This is a genomic window from Streptomyces sp. NPDC054770, from assembly GCF_053611985.1.
Genome location: NZ_JBSHBL010000041.1, coordinates 68,288 through 84,136 on the forward strand (window position 1 = coordinate 68,288; position 15,849 = coordinate 84,136).

9 protein-coding genes are annotated in these 15,849 nt (G+C 72.8%); 5 read left to right on the forward strand and 4 right to left on the reverse strand.

Features of this window, described 5'->3' with window-relative positions; genetic code table 11:
* Positions 1-20 precede the first annotated feature (20 nt).
* The 4 genes from ACWGKQ_RS30675 to ACWGKQ_RS30690 form a co-directional block, all read right to left on the reverse strand.
* Complete coding sequence (locus tag ACWGKQ_RS30675) at positions 21-638, reverse strand: hypothetical protein (protein WP_453295250.1); 618 nt, start codon at positions 636-638, stop codon at positions 21-23.
* 301 nt (positions 639-939) lie between these two features.
* Complete coding sequence (prfB, locus tag ACWGKQ_RS30680; protein WP_453295251.1) at positions 940-2,046, reverse strand: peptide chain release factor 2; 1,107 nt, start codon at positions 2,044-2,046, stop codon at positions 940-942.
* A 279-nt stretch (positions 2,047-2,325) separates the two neighbouring features.
* Positions 2,326-3,558, reverse strand: coding sequence for a serine/threonine-protein kinase (locus ACWGKQ_RS30685; protein WP_453295252.1), 1,233 nt, complete (start codon positions 3,556-3,558; stop codon positions 2,326-2,328).
* Between the two features lie 111 nt (positions 3,559-3,669).
* Entirely contained in the window at positions 3,670-5,400 is a 1,731-nt protein-coding gene (locus tag ACWGKQ_RS30690) for a serine/threonine-protein kinase (RefSeq protein ID WP_453295253.1), read from the reverse strand.
* Between the two features lie 429 nt (positions 5,401-5,829).
* Between ACWGKQ_RS30690 and ACWGKQ_RS30695 the strand changes: the two genes are divergently transcribed.
* The 5 genes from ACWGKQ_RS30695 (at position 5,830) to ACWGKQ_RS30715 (ending at position 15,818) form a co-directional block, all read left to right on the forward strand.
* Positions 5,830-9,591, forward strand: coding sequence for an FHA domain-containing protein (locus ACWGKQ_RS30695; protein WP_453295254.1), 3,762 nt, complete (start codon positions 5,830-5,832; stop codon positions 9,589-9,591).
* 240 nt (positions 9,592-9,831) lie between these two features.
* A complete protein-coding gene (locus ACWGKQ_RS30700) occupies positions 9,832-11,208 on the forward strand; it encodes an ABC transporter substrate-binding protein (protein ID WP_453295255.1) in 1,377 nt (458 codons plus the stop codon).
* Between the two features lie 7 nt (positions 11,209-11,215).
* The gene (locus tag ACWGKQ_RS30705) at positions 11,216-12,550 is read left to right on the forward strand and encodes a carbohydrate ABC transporter permease (protein ID WP_453295256.1); all 1,335 of its coding nucleotides are present in this window, start codon (positions 11,216-11,218) and stop codon (positions 12,548-12,550) included.
* Complete coding sequence (locus ACWGKQ_RS30710) at positions 12,547-13,386, forward strand: carbohydrate ABC transporter permease (protein ID WP_453295257.1); 840 nt, start codon at positions 12,547-12,549, stop codon at positions 13,384-13,386. Before ACWGKQ_RS30705 ends, ACWGKQ_RS30710 begins: the two co-directional genes overlap by 4 nt.
* Before the next feature lie 170 nt (positions 13,387-13,556).
* Complete coding sequence (locus tag ACWGKQ_RS30715; RefSeq protein WP_453295258.1) at positions 13,557-15,818, forward strand: bifunctional glycosyltransferase/CDP-glycerol:glycerophosphate glycerophosphotransferase; 2,262 nt, start codon at positions 13,557-13,559, stop codon at positions 15,816-15,818.
* The last annotated feature ends 31 nt before the right edge of the window (positions 15,819-15,849 follow it).

The following is a 15,849-nucleotide window of genomic DNA, read 5'->3' on the forward strand; positions in this document are numbered from 1 at the left end:
CCGTGAGCGACCGGCTACCGTCAGGCGGCAGCGCCGCCGCGGCCGCCCATGAGGCGCGGCAGGATGCGGAAGCCGATACCGCCGGCGATCATCGTGGCGGCACCGATGATGAGGAAGGTCGTCTGCGCGGCACCGGTCTCGGCGAGCTGGTCGCCGCCGCCCTGGGCCTGGGTGTTCGACGAGCCGGTGTCGGTGAGGGAGGAGGTGCCCTCCTCCTGCGCGGAGGTGCCGGAGTTGCCGTCGGTGCCGGTGTTGTTGCCACCGGTGCTGCCGCTGCCGCTGGTGCTGCCGTCCGACGGGGAGTCGGTGGTCGGCTCGTCCGTGGGCTCGGTGGGCTCCTGGGTGGGCTGGGTGGGCTCGTCCGAGGGCGTGCTCGACTCGGACGGCTGCGAGCTGCTCGCCGGCGGGCTGGACGGCGGCTCGCTGCTGGCCGGGTCGGTCGGGATCCCGGTGTTACTGCTGCCCGGGTCGGGCGTCTGGCTGCCGTCGAGGTCGGCGTTCACGTGCACGCCGGTCTCGTCGGCTTCGACGCCGATGGAGAGGGCGGAGGCCGCGCCGGCCGCGGTCAGCGAGGCGCCGGCGGCGATCACGGCACCGGCGGCTATCCGCGCGACCCGGATCCGCGTCTTCTTGGTCATCTGGTTGCTACCCCCAGTAGCTGAACGTCAGGATGGCGGCGCTGGGGCCGTGATCGACGGGGAAGGCTACGGATGCGCAAGCCCCCCGGTTCACATGCGCCCCAGAGATACGCATGCCACGCTTCACCCTTCCCATTTTTCAAAGCAACGTCAAGGCCGTTGCGGGCGCGATGTCCAGTTGCGCGCCGAATGCGGGGAGTTGGAGCCTGTGAGTGTGATGTAAAACCCAGACATACGAGAACTGCCGCCACGAGGGCGGCAGTTCCAGATGCGTCGACTCACCGCGGGCAAGTCGACAAAGTTACTTCTCCTGCTGCTTGCGCCAGCGAATACCGGCCTCCAGGAACCCGTCGATCTCGCCGTTGAACACGGCCTCGGGGTTACCCACTTCGTACTCGGTCCGCAGGTCCTTGACCATCTGGTACGGGTGCAGGACGTACGACCGCATCTGGTTGCCCCAGGAGTTGCCGCCGTCGCCCTTGAGGGCGTCCATCTTGGCCTGCTCCTCCTGGCGGCGCCGCTCGAGGAGCTTGGCCTGGAGGACGTTCATCGCGGTCGCCTTGTTCTGGATCTGCGACCGCTCGTTCTGGCAGGAGACGACGATGCCGGTGGGGAGGTGGGTGAGGCGCACCGCGGAGTCGGTGGTGTTCACGCCCTGGCCGCCGGGCCCGGAGGACCGGTACACGTCCACCCGGAGCTCGGACTCGTCGATCTCGATGTGATCGGTCTGCTCAACCACGGGGAGCACCTCGACACCGGCGAAGGAGGTCTGGCGGCGCCCCTGGTTGTCGTACGGCGAGATCCGCACGAGGCGGTGCGTGCCCTGCTCCACGGAGAGCGTCCCGTAGGCGTACGGCACCTGCACGGCGAAGGTGGTCGACTTGATGCCGGCCTCTTCGGCGTACGACGTCTCGTAGACCTCGGTCTTGTAACCCTTCTGCTCCGCCCAGCGCAGGTACATCCGCTGGAGCTTCTCGGCGAAGTCCGCGGCGTCGACGCCGCCGGCCTCCGCGCGGATGTTCACGAGCGCCTCGCGGGCGTCGTACTCACCGCTCAGCAGCGTCCGGACCTCCATCTCGTCCAGCGCCTTCTTGACGGCGGCGAGCTCGGACTCGGCCTCGGCACGGGTGTCCGGGTCGTCCTCCTCCTCGGCCATCTCGAAGAGCACGGCAAGGTCGTCGATCCGGCCGCGCAGCGTGTCGGCCTTCCTGACCTCGGCCTGGAGGTGGCTCAGCTTGCTGGTGATCTTCTGCGCCTCGTCCGGGTTGTCCCACAGGGACGGCGCGGCCGCCTGCTCCTCGAGCACGGCGATGTCTGCCCTCAGCTTGTCGAGGTCCAGAACGGCCTCGATCGACTCCATGGTCGAGGAGAGGGACTTGAGCTCTTCGGATACATCGACGACTGCCACGCCTCCAGCGTAACGGCTCCGCCAAGCGAGGATGGCCGACGGGCATCGCCCACCCACCCACCCGACTCGGCAGGGGGAGGGGCGGGCGCAGGAACGAGGCGGCATCACGGGGGCAGGGGCCGGGAACCCGCTTCCCCTCACGCCCCATCGAGATCAGGCCCCGCTTCCCTTGCTTCCCTTCGGGGTCCGGGGCGGAGCCCCGTGGCGGCGATCCCGTTGCCTACCGAGTCCGGTGGGCGGGTGCGCGGGTGGGAGGAACCCGGCCGAGCCGCCGGCAGGTCACGGTGCCGACGAGCTGTGGGTCTCCTGCGGCGGAGCCGAGTCGTCGCCCGACGTCGCCAGCCATGCGCCGACCCCCACCGCCGCGGCCACCACCACCCCCGCCACCGCGAACGTCACCTTGCGTCGCCGCGCCGCCACCCGATGCCGCGCCGACCCCGGTCTCGGCGCCCCCGACGCCCTCGGCGCCCGCGCCGTACCCCGGGCGCCGCCCGCCAGCTCGTCGGGGCCCGGCACCCTCATCGACGTGTGCGTGTCCCGGTTGGAGTCCGGCTTCGCGCCCGGCACCAGGGAGACGGCCCCCCGGCGCCGTACCCGCTGCTCCTCGGCGGCCGGCGCGGCCGCGGACGGCTCCTCGGCCTCCTCCGGCGCCTCCGTGTCCGGCTCGTCGACGTCCAGCGGCGGCATCCCCGCCAGCATCGGCAGCTGCTCCCGCAGCCGCGCGGCCAGCTCGGACGCCCGCAGCCGGGACGCCGGCGCCTTCGCCAGGCACTGCACGAGCAGCTGCCAGAGCTCCTCGGGGATGCCGGGGAGCGGGACGACGGTCTCGGTGACGTGGCGGCGCAGGACCGCGCCCGGGTGGCCGCCGCCGAACGGGGTGAAGCCCGCGAGGAGCTCGTACAGGACCGTCGCGAGCGCGTAGATGTCCACCGACGCGCGGGGCGGCAGGCCCTCGACGATCTCCGGGGCCAGGTAGTCCGGCGTACCGATGATCTTCGTGGCGCGGGTCCGCTTCGGGGAGTCGATCAGCTTCGCGACGCCGAAGTCGGTCAGCAGGGCGGGGTGGGAGCCGCCCGGCCCCAGCGGGCCCTGCATGTCGAGGAGGACGTTCTCCGGTTTCACGTCCCGGTGGACGACCCCCGCCGCGTGCGCCGCCGCCAGCCCGTCCGCGACGTCCGCGACGATCGCGACGGCCGCCTCGGGCGCGAGCCGCCGCTCCCGGTCCAGGCGGGTGCGCAGATCCGTGCCGCGGACCAGATCCATGACGAGGGCGAGGTCGTTGCCGTCGACGACGAGGTCACGGACGGACACCACATGGGGGTGCTCAAGGCCCAGCAGGGCCGTGCGCTCCTGCACGAAGCGGCCCACCAGCTCCTCGTCGGACGCGAGATCCTCGCGCAGCAGCTTGATGGCGACGGGCCCCTCCGGCCCCTCGCCCAGCCACACCGTGCCGGCGCTGCCCCGCCCCAGGATCTGGTTGGCGGTGTACCGGCTGCCGATCTTCCGTGCCAAGACTGCTCCTACAGACGCGTGTTGCCGACAAAAGTACGCGTCCGATGAGCCAACCTTCACCACGGAGGCGGAAATCACCCGCCAGGTGTCGACAAATCCCCAGAGTCGCGGTCAGTTCCCGGAGCTGCTGCCCAGGTCGCCGATGAAGTTGCTGACCGAGGTCGCCCAGTCCTTCAGCTGGTGCCAGTAGCCCTTGCCCTCCCCCACCCAGGTGTGCACCGGGGTCAGGTCCCAGATCAGCCAGCCCGCGACGAACAGGATGACGACCAGGAACAGGCAGCCCTTGAGGCAGCCGAGCCCGGGGATCCGCATCGGGTTGGCGCTGCGCTGCCGCGGCTCGCGCGGGGCCCGCTGCTGCGGCTCGGCGGGCGGCGCGTAGCGCTGCTGGGGCTGCTGGGGCTGCGGCGGGGCGTACTGCTGCTGCGGCCGACCGCCGCCGTACCCGGCGGGCTGCTGCTGCCCGTACCCACCCTGGCCGCCTTGTCCGCCCGGTCCGCCCTGCCCGTGCGGCTGCGGCCGGCGTACCGGCTGCTGCTGCGGGGCCTGGCGCGGCGGCGGCTGCTGCGGGCGGGCCACCTGCCGCTGCGGGCGGCGGCGCAGCGGGTCCTCGCCCGGGTCGAGGTACTGGACCTGGGTCTGCTCGTTGCGGTCGCGGGCCGCGCGGAGCTGGGTCTGCCAGGGGTGCGGCTGCTCCGGCTGCTGCTGGCCGGGCTGACCCGGCTGGCCCTGGGGCATCGGCGGCATGACGGCCGTCGGGTCGGCCGCGCCGGTGTTCGGCAGCACGGTGGTCGGGTCGGCGGCGCCGAACGGCCCCGGCCCGCCGGTGTGCGGCAGGACACTGGTCGCGGCGTTCGGGTCGTAGGCCCCCATCGGCGCGCCCGTGTTCGGCAGCACCTGGGTCGGGTCGGCCGAGCCCGGCACGGCGGCCGGCGCAGGGTCGGGGGCGAGCAGCGCGCCGACGCCCTCGGCGGCCGCGATCTGCGCGGAGTTCGCGTGCACGCCGACGCCCTCGGCGACGACCCGCAGGCCGCGCGCGAGGTTCTCGGCGCTGGGGCGTTCGGCGGGGTTCTTGCGCAGGCAGCGCTCTATGACCGTCCACAGCGGGTCGGGGACGGTCGAGGGGCGGCGGGGCTCGGCGCTGAGGTGCTGGTGGAGGACTTCCAGGGCACTGCCGCCGGAGAACGGCGGGCGGCCGGTGACCAGCTCGTACAGCAGGATGCCGGCGCCGTAGATGTCGACGGCGGAGGTCTGCGGGCGGCCCTCGGCGGACTCCGGAGCGATGTACGCGGGCGTGCCGACGAACTCGTGGGTGCGGGTCAGGCCCGGGGAGTCGGCGAGGCGGGCGATGCCGAAGTCGGTCAGCATCGGGTGCATCTGGCCGTTGTACTGGGCGAGCAGCACGTTGGCGGGCTTCAGGTCGCGGTGCACGACGCCGTCGGCGTGGCTGGCGGCGAGCGCGTCGGCGACCTGGGCGGTGAGCAGGGCGGCGGCGACGGGCGTGAGGGGGCCGTTCTCCCGCAGGTAGCGGTGCAGGTCGGGGCCGTCGACGAGGTCCATGACGAGAGCAAGGAGATCGCCCTCTACAACGAGGTCCCGGACCCGGACGATGTTCGGGTGGGTGAGCCGGAGCAGGACGGAGCGCTCCCGCAGGAAGCGCATCACGATGTCGGAGTCGTTCGCGAGCTCTTCCTTGAGAACCTTGATCGCGACGGTCTCCCCGGGCTGTCCGGGCACGGCTGCCTCGGCGCCCGCGGTCTCCCGCTGGCGGGCACGCCAGACGGTACCGGTGGCGCCGCGTCCCAGCGGCTCCTCCAGGAGGTACTTGCTGCCTACCGGCCGCACGTCATCCGCTCCCTAGCTGCTTGCTGAATGTCTCCACCCATGTGTCCGAACCACTGTAGTGCCGTGGTGCCTGGGACCGGGCTGTCGTCCGGCTGTGCTTTCCCCTCCCCGGTAGGGAGGCGATAAGCGCTCCCGAAGCGTTCCCGACGTATCCCCATACGTTGGCGTTCCGGCGTGCGTTCGATGGAAAGACGCTTGCTTCGGTCCGCTGGTTGCCGGGCTCGGACGTGACCGATCTCAAGTGATCGCCCGCACAGTATTGGTCAGGCACTTTTAGGGGCAGAGCTGACCAATCAAGATCACTTACCATCGGGACGTGGGCGCGTTGTCAGTGGCAGGTGCGAGGATGCGTTTGACAGCAGAACTGGCCGACGTGCTCGTGGCGGTGGGGGGAATTCCGCGCCCGCGCAGAAGGGACCGCTGACGGCGATGCAGATCCGGCTGACCGTCGTAGACCCGCTGGGCCCTGCCGCGCAGCGGGGCCGGGTCGTGAGCCGGGACGTGCTGGTGACGGCGCCCTCGGGCACGGACCTGGCCGCGGTGGCGTCGGGGCTCGCCTCGGCGGTCACCGGGGACGGCAGCCTGGGCGGCCGGGAGCCGAGCGGTGCCCCGGTCGTGCTCTACGCCGGGACGGAGCGGCTCGACCCCCGCCGCCGCGTCCTGGGCGAGCCCCCGCTGGTCGACGGCGCGGTGCTGTCCCTGGGCGCGCCCGCGGCCCCCGAGCCGCACCCCGAGCTGGACGACGCCCCGACCCAGCTGCACGTGATCGCCGGCCCGGACGCGGGCGGGGTCCACCTGCTGCACGGCGGCCAGATCACCATCGGCCGCTCCGCCGACGCCGACGTCCCGCTCGACGACCCGGACGTCTCCCGGCTGCACTGCGCGGTCACGGTCGCCGCGGACGGCCGGGTCTCGGTCGCCGACCTGCACTCCACCAACGGCACGGCCCTGGACGGCACCCGCGTCACCGACCACCCGGTCCGCCTCGCCCCCGGCTCGCTCCTGCGCATCGGGGAATCGGCCCTGCGGCTTACGCCGTCCGGGGGGCCGGGGGCCCGGGTGGGCACGGCACCGGACGGGGAGGGGTGCGTGCGGGTGCTGACGGGGGACGAGGCGGCCGACGACGGCGGTACGGCCGCCCCCGTCGGCCGTACCCATCACGCCTACGGCACCGCGGGCTGGGGAGCCGCGGGCGGGATGACCGGCGGCCAGGAGCACGGCCCGGTGGAACCACCGGTCGTGCCGGCGCAGGGGGACGCGCCGAGGATCGAGAGCCGGGGCGGCGGGCTGTCGACGGCCGGCCGCGGCGACGGACCACCACGGACCGTACGGACCGCGCGAGGCAGCGGAGCGCCGACCGGGAGCGACGGGCACCCGGGCGCGTTCCCGTCGTCCGCCGGGCACGAGTCGTCCGCCGGGTACGAGGTCGAGCCGCCGTCCGCCGGGCGCGGGGACGACGGCGACCGCCACGGATACCCGCCGGCCGGACATCACGGCACGCTGCCGGGCCCACGCGGCGGTTCCGCCCCGGTCCCCGGACCGGGCACCGCGTACGGTCCGGGCGCCGCATACGGCGCCGCTGGCAGGCACGGTTCAGGCGACACCCATGCCGGCCGCTCCGGAGCGCTCGGCGGCCCGGGCTCCGGCGGCGGTGCCGCAAGCGCCGCCACCCGCCCCACCGCTCCCGCCCCCACCACCACGCACCGCCCGTCACCGCCGGCCGCCACCCCGCCGGCCGGGCACCCGGCCGGCGACACCCCCGCCGACGGCGGCCCCCTCCCCGACACCCGAGCGGACGCCCCCGGGAGACGCAAGGGCACCCCGCTGCGCGGTACCGACGCCCCCGCCCTGCCCGGCGCCCGCAGGCGCGGCGGGCTCGGGGCCTGGGCACGGCGGCTGGCCGGTGGCCGCGGTGAGCCCCCGTCGGCCGCGGGCGAGGAGACCGCGGCGGAGGACGGCGGCGTCATGTCCGCGGACGTTCCCGCCCAGCCGGAGACCTGGCCCGACCCCGCCGCCCTGCTGCTGACCGCGCTCGGCCCCGGCCCCCGCCTCTGGGAGCGCGGCCCCGGCCACCCGGAGGCGCTCACCGTCCGGCTCGGCACCGCGGACCGCCCGGCGCCCGACGGCTCGGGCCTGCTCCCGGCCGTCCCGGTCACCGCCGACCTGCGCGAGGCCGGCGCCCTCGGCCTGGCCGGCCCGCGCACCCGCCTGGCCGGCCTCGCCCGTGCGGTCCTGGCCCAGCTCGCCGCACTGCACTCGCCCGACCTGCTGGAGATCGTGCTGATCAGCGCGGACCGGGCGCGCTCCCTGGAGGAGCGCACGGCCGAATGGTCCTGGCTCGGCTGGCTTCCGCACGTCCGCCCGGGCCACGCCCAGGACTGCCGCCTGCTGCTGGCCTACGACCGGGAACAGGCGGCGGCCCGCGTGGAGGAACTGCTGCGGCGGACCGAGGAGCTGTCCGCCCCCCGAAGGCCGGCCACCCCGTCCGACCGCCCGGCACCGGTGGCTCCCGCACCGTCCCGCACGACAGCGGACGCCCCGCCCCCCGAAGGAACCCATCGCCCCTCCTGGGCCCGCCAGGACCTCGGCGCCGCCGACGACGGCAGGGGCGGCTTCCCGGGGCCGTACACGGTCGTCGTCGTGGACGGCGACCCCGGCGGTTCCGCGCTGCGCGACGCGGTGGCCCGGCTGGCCGTGGCCGGACCGCGGGCCGGCGTGCACGTGATCTGTCTCGCGGAGACGGCCCCCACCTCGCCCTCCGCCCCGGTCGACCGGACCTACGAGGAGGCGTGCGCGGTGACGCCGACGTTCCGGGAGTGCGGGGCGGTGGCCCTGCTCAGCGGGGACGTGGCGACGGCACTGCACCTCATGCGCGTCTCCGCCGGCCACGGCGGCCATGACGGTCACGCCGGCCCGGTCGGCCCCGGCACCCTGGCCGCGGTGGACGCGGTCTCCCCGGCCTGGGCCGAGCGGTTCGCGAGGGCGCTGGCCCCGCTGCGCCCCGACGGCCCGGCCGGTGACCGGCACCCGCGCGTGGCCGCCCCGCTCCCCCAGTCCGCCCGCCTGCTGGACGAGTTGGGGCTGGCGCGGGCCACTCCGGCCTCGCTGATGGCCCGTTGGGCGGACGCGGCCGACGACACCGAGTCGCCGGGCGGCCGGGCCCGGGCGGTGCTCGGCGCCGGACCGCGCGGCCCGCTCACCGCCGACCTGGTGGCCGAGGGACCGCATCTGCTGATCGAGGGCCCGTCCGGCAGCGGCCGTACGGAGCTGCTGCGGGCGGTGGTGGCCTCGCTGGCCGCCGCCGAGCGCCCCGACCGGCTCGGCATCGTCCTGATCGACGGCCGGGACGGCGTCGGCACCGGCGCCGGGCACGGCGAGGGCCTGCGGGTCTGTACGGACATACCCCATGTCACGACCCACCTCACCGCCAACGACCCGGTGCGGATGCGGGAGTTGGCGCAGTCGCTGAGCGCCGAGCTGAAGCGGCGGGCCGAGTTGCTGGGCCGCTCCGACTTCACCGACTGGCATGCGCGGCACGAGATCTCCGGCCGTATCGTCCCGCAGCGCACCCGCCCCGCCGCCTCGGGCGCCGCCGACATAGAGGCCCCGCCGAGTTCGACGCTCCGCCTGCGCCCGTCGGCCGGCGCCGCGGCCCGCGGGCGTACCGAGGCGCCGCCCCCGCTCCCCCGCCTGGTGATCGTGGTCGACGACCTGGACGCCCTGGTCTCCCCCGCCCTCGGTTCGACGGGCCGGCCCGCCGCCGGTTCCGTGATGCGGGCGCTGGAGGCGGTGGCGAAGGAGGGCGACCGGCTCGGCGTGCACCTGGTCGCGGCGGCCGGCACGGGCGGCCGTACGGCGGAGACGGAGCCGGCCCGGCAGGCCACCCTGCGCATCACCCTGGACACCCCGGCCGGCGGCCCCGACGAACCGGCACCGGGCCGCGGCCGCCTGACCACCCCGGACGGCCGGACCACGGCGTTCCAGACGGGCCGCGTCACGGGCCGTATCCCCCGCACGGCGACCCAGCGCCCCACAGTGGTCCCCCTCGACTGGCACCGTATGGGCGACCCCCCGACCCGCCGCCCGGTCCGCGAACTGGGCAACGGCCCGACGGACCTGGCCCTGCTGGCGAGCGCGGTGGAGCGGGCGGCGAAGGAGGTTTCGGCCGCAGAGGTGCCTTCACTTCTGTAGCGAGGGCACTCCTCCCAGCCCGTCCGGCGTTTGAGGACGAGGCCGTTCAGGCCGAAGCGGGGGTCCGGGGGCGGCAGCCCCCGATGACGCCCGCACCCGGCGCCGGTCACCCATCACAACGCGATCACGATCCCCGGCCCTCACCGGCACGCACCCTTGCAGGCCCCGCGGCGCCCGCGTACACCGGAGCGCACGGGACAGAGTTCTGACGTTCAATGAGGAACGACGAACGGGGAAGTGATGCGCGTCATGAGCAACACCATCCGGACACACAGGGCCCTCGCCACGCTCGCCGCACTGCTCGCGGGATCCCTCGCGCTCGCCGCGTGCGGAAGCAACGACAAGAAGTCCGACGGCGACCACAGCACCGGTGCCACCCAGACCAGCACCCTCACCCTCCCGAAGCTCGACGGCACCACCCTCGAAGTGGCCGCCGTCTGGACCGGGCAGGAGCAGAAGAACTTCAAGCAGGTGCTCGCGGAGTTCGAGAAGCGCACCGGCGCGAAGGTCACCTTCGTGCCCGCCCAGGACCCGATCATCAACTTCCTCGGGTCGAAGATCGCCGGCGGTCAGCCGCCGGACATCGCACTGCTCCCGCAGCCCGGCGCGATCAAGCAGGCCGTGCAGAAGGGCTGGGCGAAGCCGCTGAGCGCCGACACGCTCACGGAGGTGCAGAAGAACTACTCGCAGGGCTGGCAGGACATCGGCAAGGTCGACGGCAAGCAGTACGGCGTCTACTACAAGGCCGCCAACAAGTCGCTGGTCTGGTACAACACCAAGGTCTTCGAGAACGCGGGCGCCAAGGAGCCCAAGACCTGGCAGGACCTGCTGACGACGGCGCAGGCGGTATACGACTCGGGCGTCACCCCCTTCTCGATCGGCGGCGCCGACGGCTGGACGCTGACCGACTGGTTCGAGAACGTCTACCTCTCCCAGGCGGGCCCGGAGAAGTACGACCAGCTCGCCCAGCACAAGATCAAGTGGACCGACCCGTCGGTGAAGCAGGCGCTGACCACGCTCGCCCAGATCTGGGGCAAGAAGGGGTACGTCGCGGGCAACGCGTCCGGCGCGCTGCAGACGGAGTTCCCGGCCTCGGTGACCCAGACCTTCACCGGCGGCGACCAGCCGAAGGCGGCCATGGTGTACGAGGGCGACTTCGTGCAGGTCAACATCGGGGAGACCAAGGCGAAGGTGGGCACGGACGCCAAGGTGTTCCCGTTCCCGGCGGTCGGCTCGACCGCGCCCGTGGTCTCCGGCGGTGACGCGGCGGTCATCTTCAAGGACTCCAAGGGCGCCCAGGCGCTGGCGAAGTTCCTGGCCTCCCCGGACGCGGCGACCATCCAGGCGAAGCTCGGCGGCTACCTCTCGCCGAACAAAAGCGTGCCGAACTCGGCCTACCCGAACGAGGTGCAGCGCACGATCGCCAAGTCCCTGATCGCGTCCGGCGACGACTTCCGCTTCGACATGTCCGACCAGGCCCCGCAGGCGTTCGGCGGCACCCCGGGCAAGGGCGAGTGGAAGGACCTCCAGGACTTCCTGCAGAACCCGACGGACGTCGCGGGCACCCAGGCGAAGCTGGAGAAGGACGCGGCGGCCGCCTACGGCAGCGGAAGCTGACCCGGCGATGGCCGCACCCGCAGCCACGGCCCCCGCTTCTCCTCCCGACCGCCGCAAGAGCGTGACCGGCACCCGCAGGACCGTGGCGGTTCTCTTCCTGCTCCCCGCCCTGGTGCTGCTCGGCGCGCTCGTGGTCTACCCGATCGGGTACTCGCTGATCCGCAGCTTCTACAACGCGAACGGCGACGGTTTCGCCGGCTTCGACAACTACAAGGCGATCTTCACGGACGACGGCATCCGTACCGCCCTGAAGAACAACGTGATCTGGGTGGTGTTCGCGCCGACGGTCTCCACGGCGCTCGGCCTGATCTTCGCGGTGCTGACCGAACGGGTGCGCTGGGGCACGGCGTTCAAGCTGGTCGTCTTCATGCCGATGGCGATCTCGATGCTGGCCGCCGGGATCATCTTCCGCCTCGTCTACGACCAGGACCCGGACAAGGGGGTCGCCAACGCGGTCTGGGTCGGCATCCACGACACCTTCGCCCAGTCCTCCGCGTTCCCGAACGCCCACCCGGGCCGCGAGTCGCCCCTGAAGGCGGACCAGGGCGGCTTCATCACCAGCACGACGATCCACACCGGTCAGACCGTCACCCTCCCGCTCGTCGGCGTCGCCCCCGACCAGATGCCCGACGGCGCCAAGAAGGCCGTGGCGGCGAAGCCCGAGAACGGGAAGATCACCGGTACCACCTGGCAGGACTTCACGCGGGGCAAGGGCGTCGGCAGGCTGGGCGCCCCCGACCCGTCCGAGCTCGGCTACGACGGGATGCGGATCGAGGCGGTCAAGGACGGCAAGGTGGTGGCGTCCACCAAGGCCGCGGCCGACGGCACCTTCACCCTGCCCGCAGCCGCGGACGGGGCCCGGCTCCGGCTGCCCGCGAGCAACTTCAAGCAGCCGTACAACGGCGTCGACTGGCTCGGCCCGTCCCTCGTCACACCGGCCATCATCGGGTCGTACGTCTGGATGTGGGCGGGCTTCGCGATGGTGCTGATCGCGGCCGGGCTGGCAGGTGTGCCCCGGGAGCTCCTGGAGGCGGCGCGGGTCGACGGGGCCAACGAGTGGCAGGTGTTCCGCAAGGTCACCGTGCCGCTGCTCGCACCGGTCCTGGCGGTGGTCACCGTCACCCTGATGATCAACGTGCTGAAGGTCTTCGACCTCGTGTACATCATCGCGCCGGGCTCCTCGCAGGACGACGCGAACGTGCTCGCCCTGGAGCTGTACCGCAAGGGCTTCTCGGAGGGCCAGCCGGGCATCGCCAGCGCCATCGCGGTGTTCCTGCTGCTGCTCGTGATCCCGGTGATGTGGTTCAACGTGCGTCGGCTGCGGCGGGAGGAGCGGCGATGAGCTGGCTGCTGGAGAAGATCAACGGCGGTCTGGTGCGGGTCTTCCTGATCGTCGTCGCCCTGTTCTGGCTGGTGCCGACGATCGGGCTGCTCGCGTCCTCGCTGCGCTCGCCGGACGACATGAGCGCGAGCGGCTGGTGGCACGTGTTCAGCAAGCCGTCCCAGCTCACGTTCGAGAGCTACCAGAAGCTCCTGGAGAACAGCGACATCACCAACTCCCTCTGGAACACTGTCCTGATCACCGTCCCGGCGACGGTCCTGGTCGTGGTCATCGGGGCGCTGGCCGGTTACGCGTTCGCGTGGATGGAGTTCCCGGGCCGGGACTGGTGGTTCCTGACCGTGGTCAGCCTGCTGGTCGTGCCGGTCCAGGTGGCGCTGATCCCGATCGCCGAACTCTTCGGCAAGATCGGCCTGTTCGGGACGATCTTCGGGGTGATCCTCTTCCACGTCGGGTTCGGTCTGCCGTTCGCGGTGTTCCTGCTGCGGAACTTCTTCGCGGAGATCCCGCGGGAGCTGCTGGAGGCGGCCCGCCTCGACGGCGCCGGTGAACTGCGCCTGTTCACGCGGGTGGTGATGCCGCTGGGCGGGCCCGCGATCGCGAGCCTGGGCATCTTCCAGTTCCTGTGGGTGTGGAACGACATGCTGGTGGCGCTCGTGTTCACCAAGTCCGGCACCCAGCCGATCACCGTCGCGCTCCAGACCCAGGTACGCCAGTTCGGCAACAACGTCGACGTCCTCGCGCCCGGCGCGTTCATCTCGATGGTGATCCCGCTGGCCGTGTTCTTCGCGTTCCAGCGGCAGTTCGTGACGGGGGTGATGGCGGGAGCGGTCAAATAACCGCACGTCAGACAACCGCACAAGGGCTCCGGAAAAGGGTCGGGGCTGCCATCGGGCCGCCCCGACCCGCTCACGGAGCGTAACCCATATGACGTAGCGAACCGTAACCAAATCACTCCATTGGCCGTTCCCGGGCAGAACGCCCGCGCCGACCGACCCATGGATGTCCCTTGCCCAGGTTCAGTGTCATTGTCCCCGCGTACCAGGTCCAGGCGTATCTGCCCGAGTGCCTGGACTCGGTGCTCTCGCAGTCGTACCCCGATCTGGAACTGATCGCCGTGGACGACTGCTCACCGGACGCCTGCGGCACGATCATCGACGAGTACGCGGCCCGGGACGCGCGCGTGAAAGCCCTGCACCTGCCGGAGAACCAGGGCCTGGGCGGCGCCCGCAACGCCGGGATGGCGCAGGCGCGCGGCGACTACCTGCTCTTCCTGGACAGCGACGACACGCTGACGCCGGACGCGCTGCGGGCGATCGCCGACCGGGTCAAGGAGACCGGCGATCCGGACGTGCTCGTGTACGACTACGCGCGGACGTTCTGGACGGGCCGGGCGGAGCGCAACAAGGTCGCGTCGCAGCTGACCGAGCAGGGCCCGGCGCCGTTCCGGCTCGAGGACCGGCCGGGTCTGCTGCGGGTGCTGATGGTGGCCTGGAACAAGGCGTACCGGCGGGAGTTCGTCGAGAAGAACGGCTTCGCCTTCCCGCCCGGCTACTACGAGGACACGCCCTGGACCTACCCGGCCCTGATGGCCGCCGGGTCGATCTCGACCCTCGACCGGGTCTGCGTGCACTACCGGCAGCGGCGGCAGGGCAGCATCCTCGGCACCCGGAGCCGCCGGCACTTCGACATCTTCGACCAGTACGACCGGGTCTTCGCGTTCATCGAGGAACGGCCCGAACTCGCTGGCTGGCGGCCGGTGTTGTTCCGCCGGATGGTCGACCATTTCACCACGGTGTTCACCAGGCGGGACCGGCTCCCGAAGGGCAGCCGCGCCGAGTTCCTGCGCACGGCCCGCGCCCACTACCGCCGTTACCGGGCCAAGGGCACCCCGGTGCCGCTGCGCACCCGGCTCCGCCACGGCCTCGTCCACTACGGCCTGCACCGCACCTACCGCGCCCTCCAGCTGGCGATGTCCGCCCGCCGCCGCACCCTCAAGGCCGGCGTCAAGTTCGCCCGCGGCCTGCGCTCGGCCCTGCTCCAGCTGCACTACCGCATCCAGCTGCGCCTCCCGCTGCGCGCCGACCGCGCGGTCTTCGCCGCCTACTGGAACCGCGGCCACAGCTGCAATCCGGGCGCGCTCGAGGAGGCGTTCCGTACCCATGCCCCGCATGTCCGCACCGCCTGGATCGCCCGGCCGGAACACCACCACACGATCCCGCCGGGCCCGCGCCGGCTGCGGCCGGGCACCTTCGCCTACTGGACGGCGCTGGCCCGTTCCAAGTACCTGGTCAACAACGTCAACTTCGACCGGCGGCTGAAGAAGCGCCCCGGCCAGGTGTTCGTGCAGACCCAGCACGGCACCCCGCTCAAGCACATGGGCCTGGACCTCCAGGAACACCCGGCGGCCGCCGCCGACATGGACTTCGAGGAGCTCCTGCGGGGGGTCGACAAGTGGGACTACGTCCTGTCCGCGAACCGCCACACCACCCTGACCTGGGAACGCGTCTACCCCGGCGGATACCGGACCCTGGAATACGGCTACCCGCGCAACGACGTCTTCCAGAAGGCCACCTCGGCCGACGTCACCCGGATCCGGGAGTCGCTCGGCGTCCCGGAGGGCACGGTCGCCCTCCTCTACGCCCCGACCCACCGCGACTACCGGCGCACCCAGCGCCCCGCCCTCGACCTGGAGCGGATCGTGCGCCGCCTCGGCCCGCGCTTCGTGATCCTGGCCCGCGCCCACTACTGGCACGGCGGCCCGCTCGCGACCGGGGACCGGGTGATCGACGTCAGCGGCCACCCCAGCGTGGAGTCCCTCTGCCTGGCCGCGGACGCGCTGGTCACCGACTACTCCTCCCTCATGTTCGACTACGCCAACCTGGACCGGCCGATCGTCGTGCACACCGAGGACTGGGACGCCTACAGCGCGGCCCGCGGCACCTACTTCGACCTGCGCTCCAGCCCGCCCGGCGCGGTCGCCCGCACCGAGGACGAGCTGATCGACATCTTCGCCACCGGCCACTGGCGCGGCTCCCGCTCCGCCCAGCTGCGCGCCGCGTTCCGCGAGCGGTTCTGCCGGCACGACGACGGACGCGCCGCCGAGCGGGTCGTCCGGCACGTGGTGCTCGGCGAGACGGCCGGGCTGCCGGAGGTCGTCCCGCTGGAGCAGCGGCACCCGGTGCCCTCGGCGGCCTCGGGGCTCACCCAGTCCCCGTTGGCCACCGTTCCGCAACCTTCCGGCCATCTGCCCGTCACCGAGAGCCGCTGAACGCCGTTTGCCTTGCAGGGAGTTCCCTCGT

Coding starts and splice junctions, on each gene's coding strand:
- ACWGKQ_RS30710 (WP_453295257.1), top strand. CDS start 12,547: ATGAGCTGGCTGCTGGAGAAGATCAACGGCGGTCTGGTGCGGGTCTTC.
- ACWGKQ_RS30695 (WP_453295254.1), top strand. CDS start 5,830: ATGCAGATCCGGCTGACCGTCGTAGACCCGCTGGGCCCTGCCGCGCAG.
- ACWGKQ_RS30675 (WP_453295250.1), bottom strand. CDS start 638: ATGACCAAGAAGACGCGGATCCGGGTCGCGCGGATAGCCGCCGGTGCC.
- ACWGKQ_RS30700 (WP_453295255.1), top strand. CDS start 9,832: ATGCGCGTCATGAGCAACACCATCCGGACACACAGGGCCCTCGCCACG.
- ACWGKQ_RS30705 (WP_453295256.1), top strand. CDS start 11,216: ATGGCCGCACCCGCAGCCACGGCCCCCGCTTCTCCTCCCGACCGCCGC.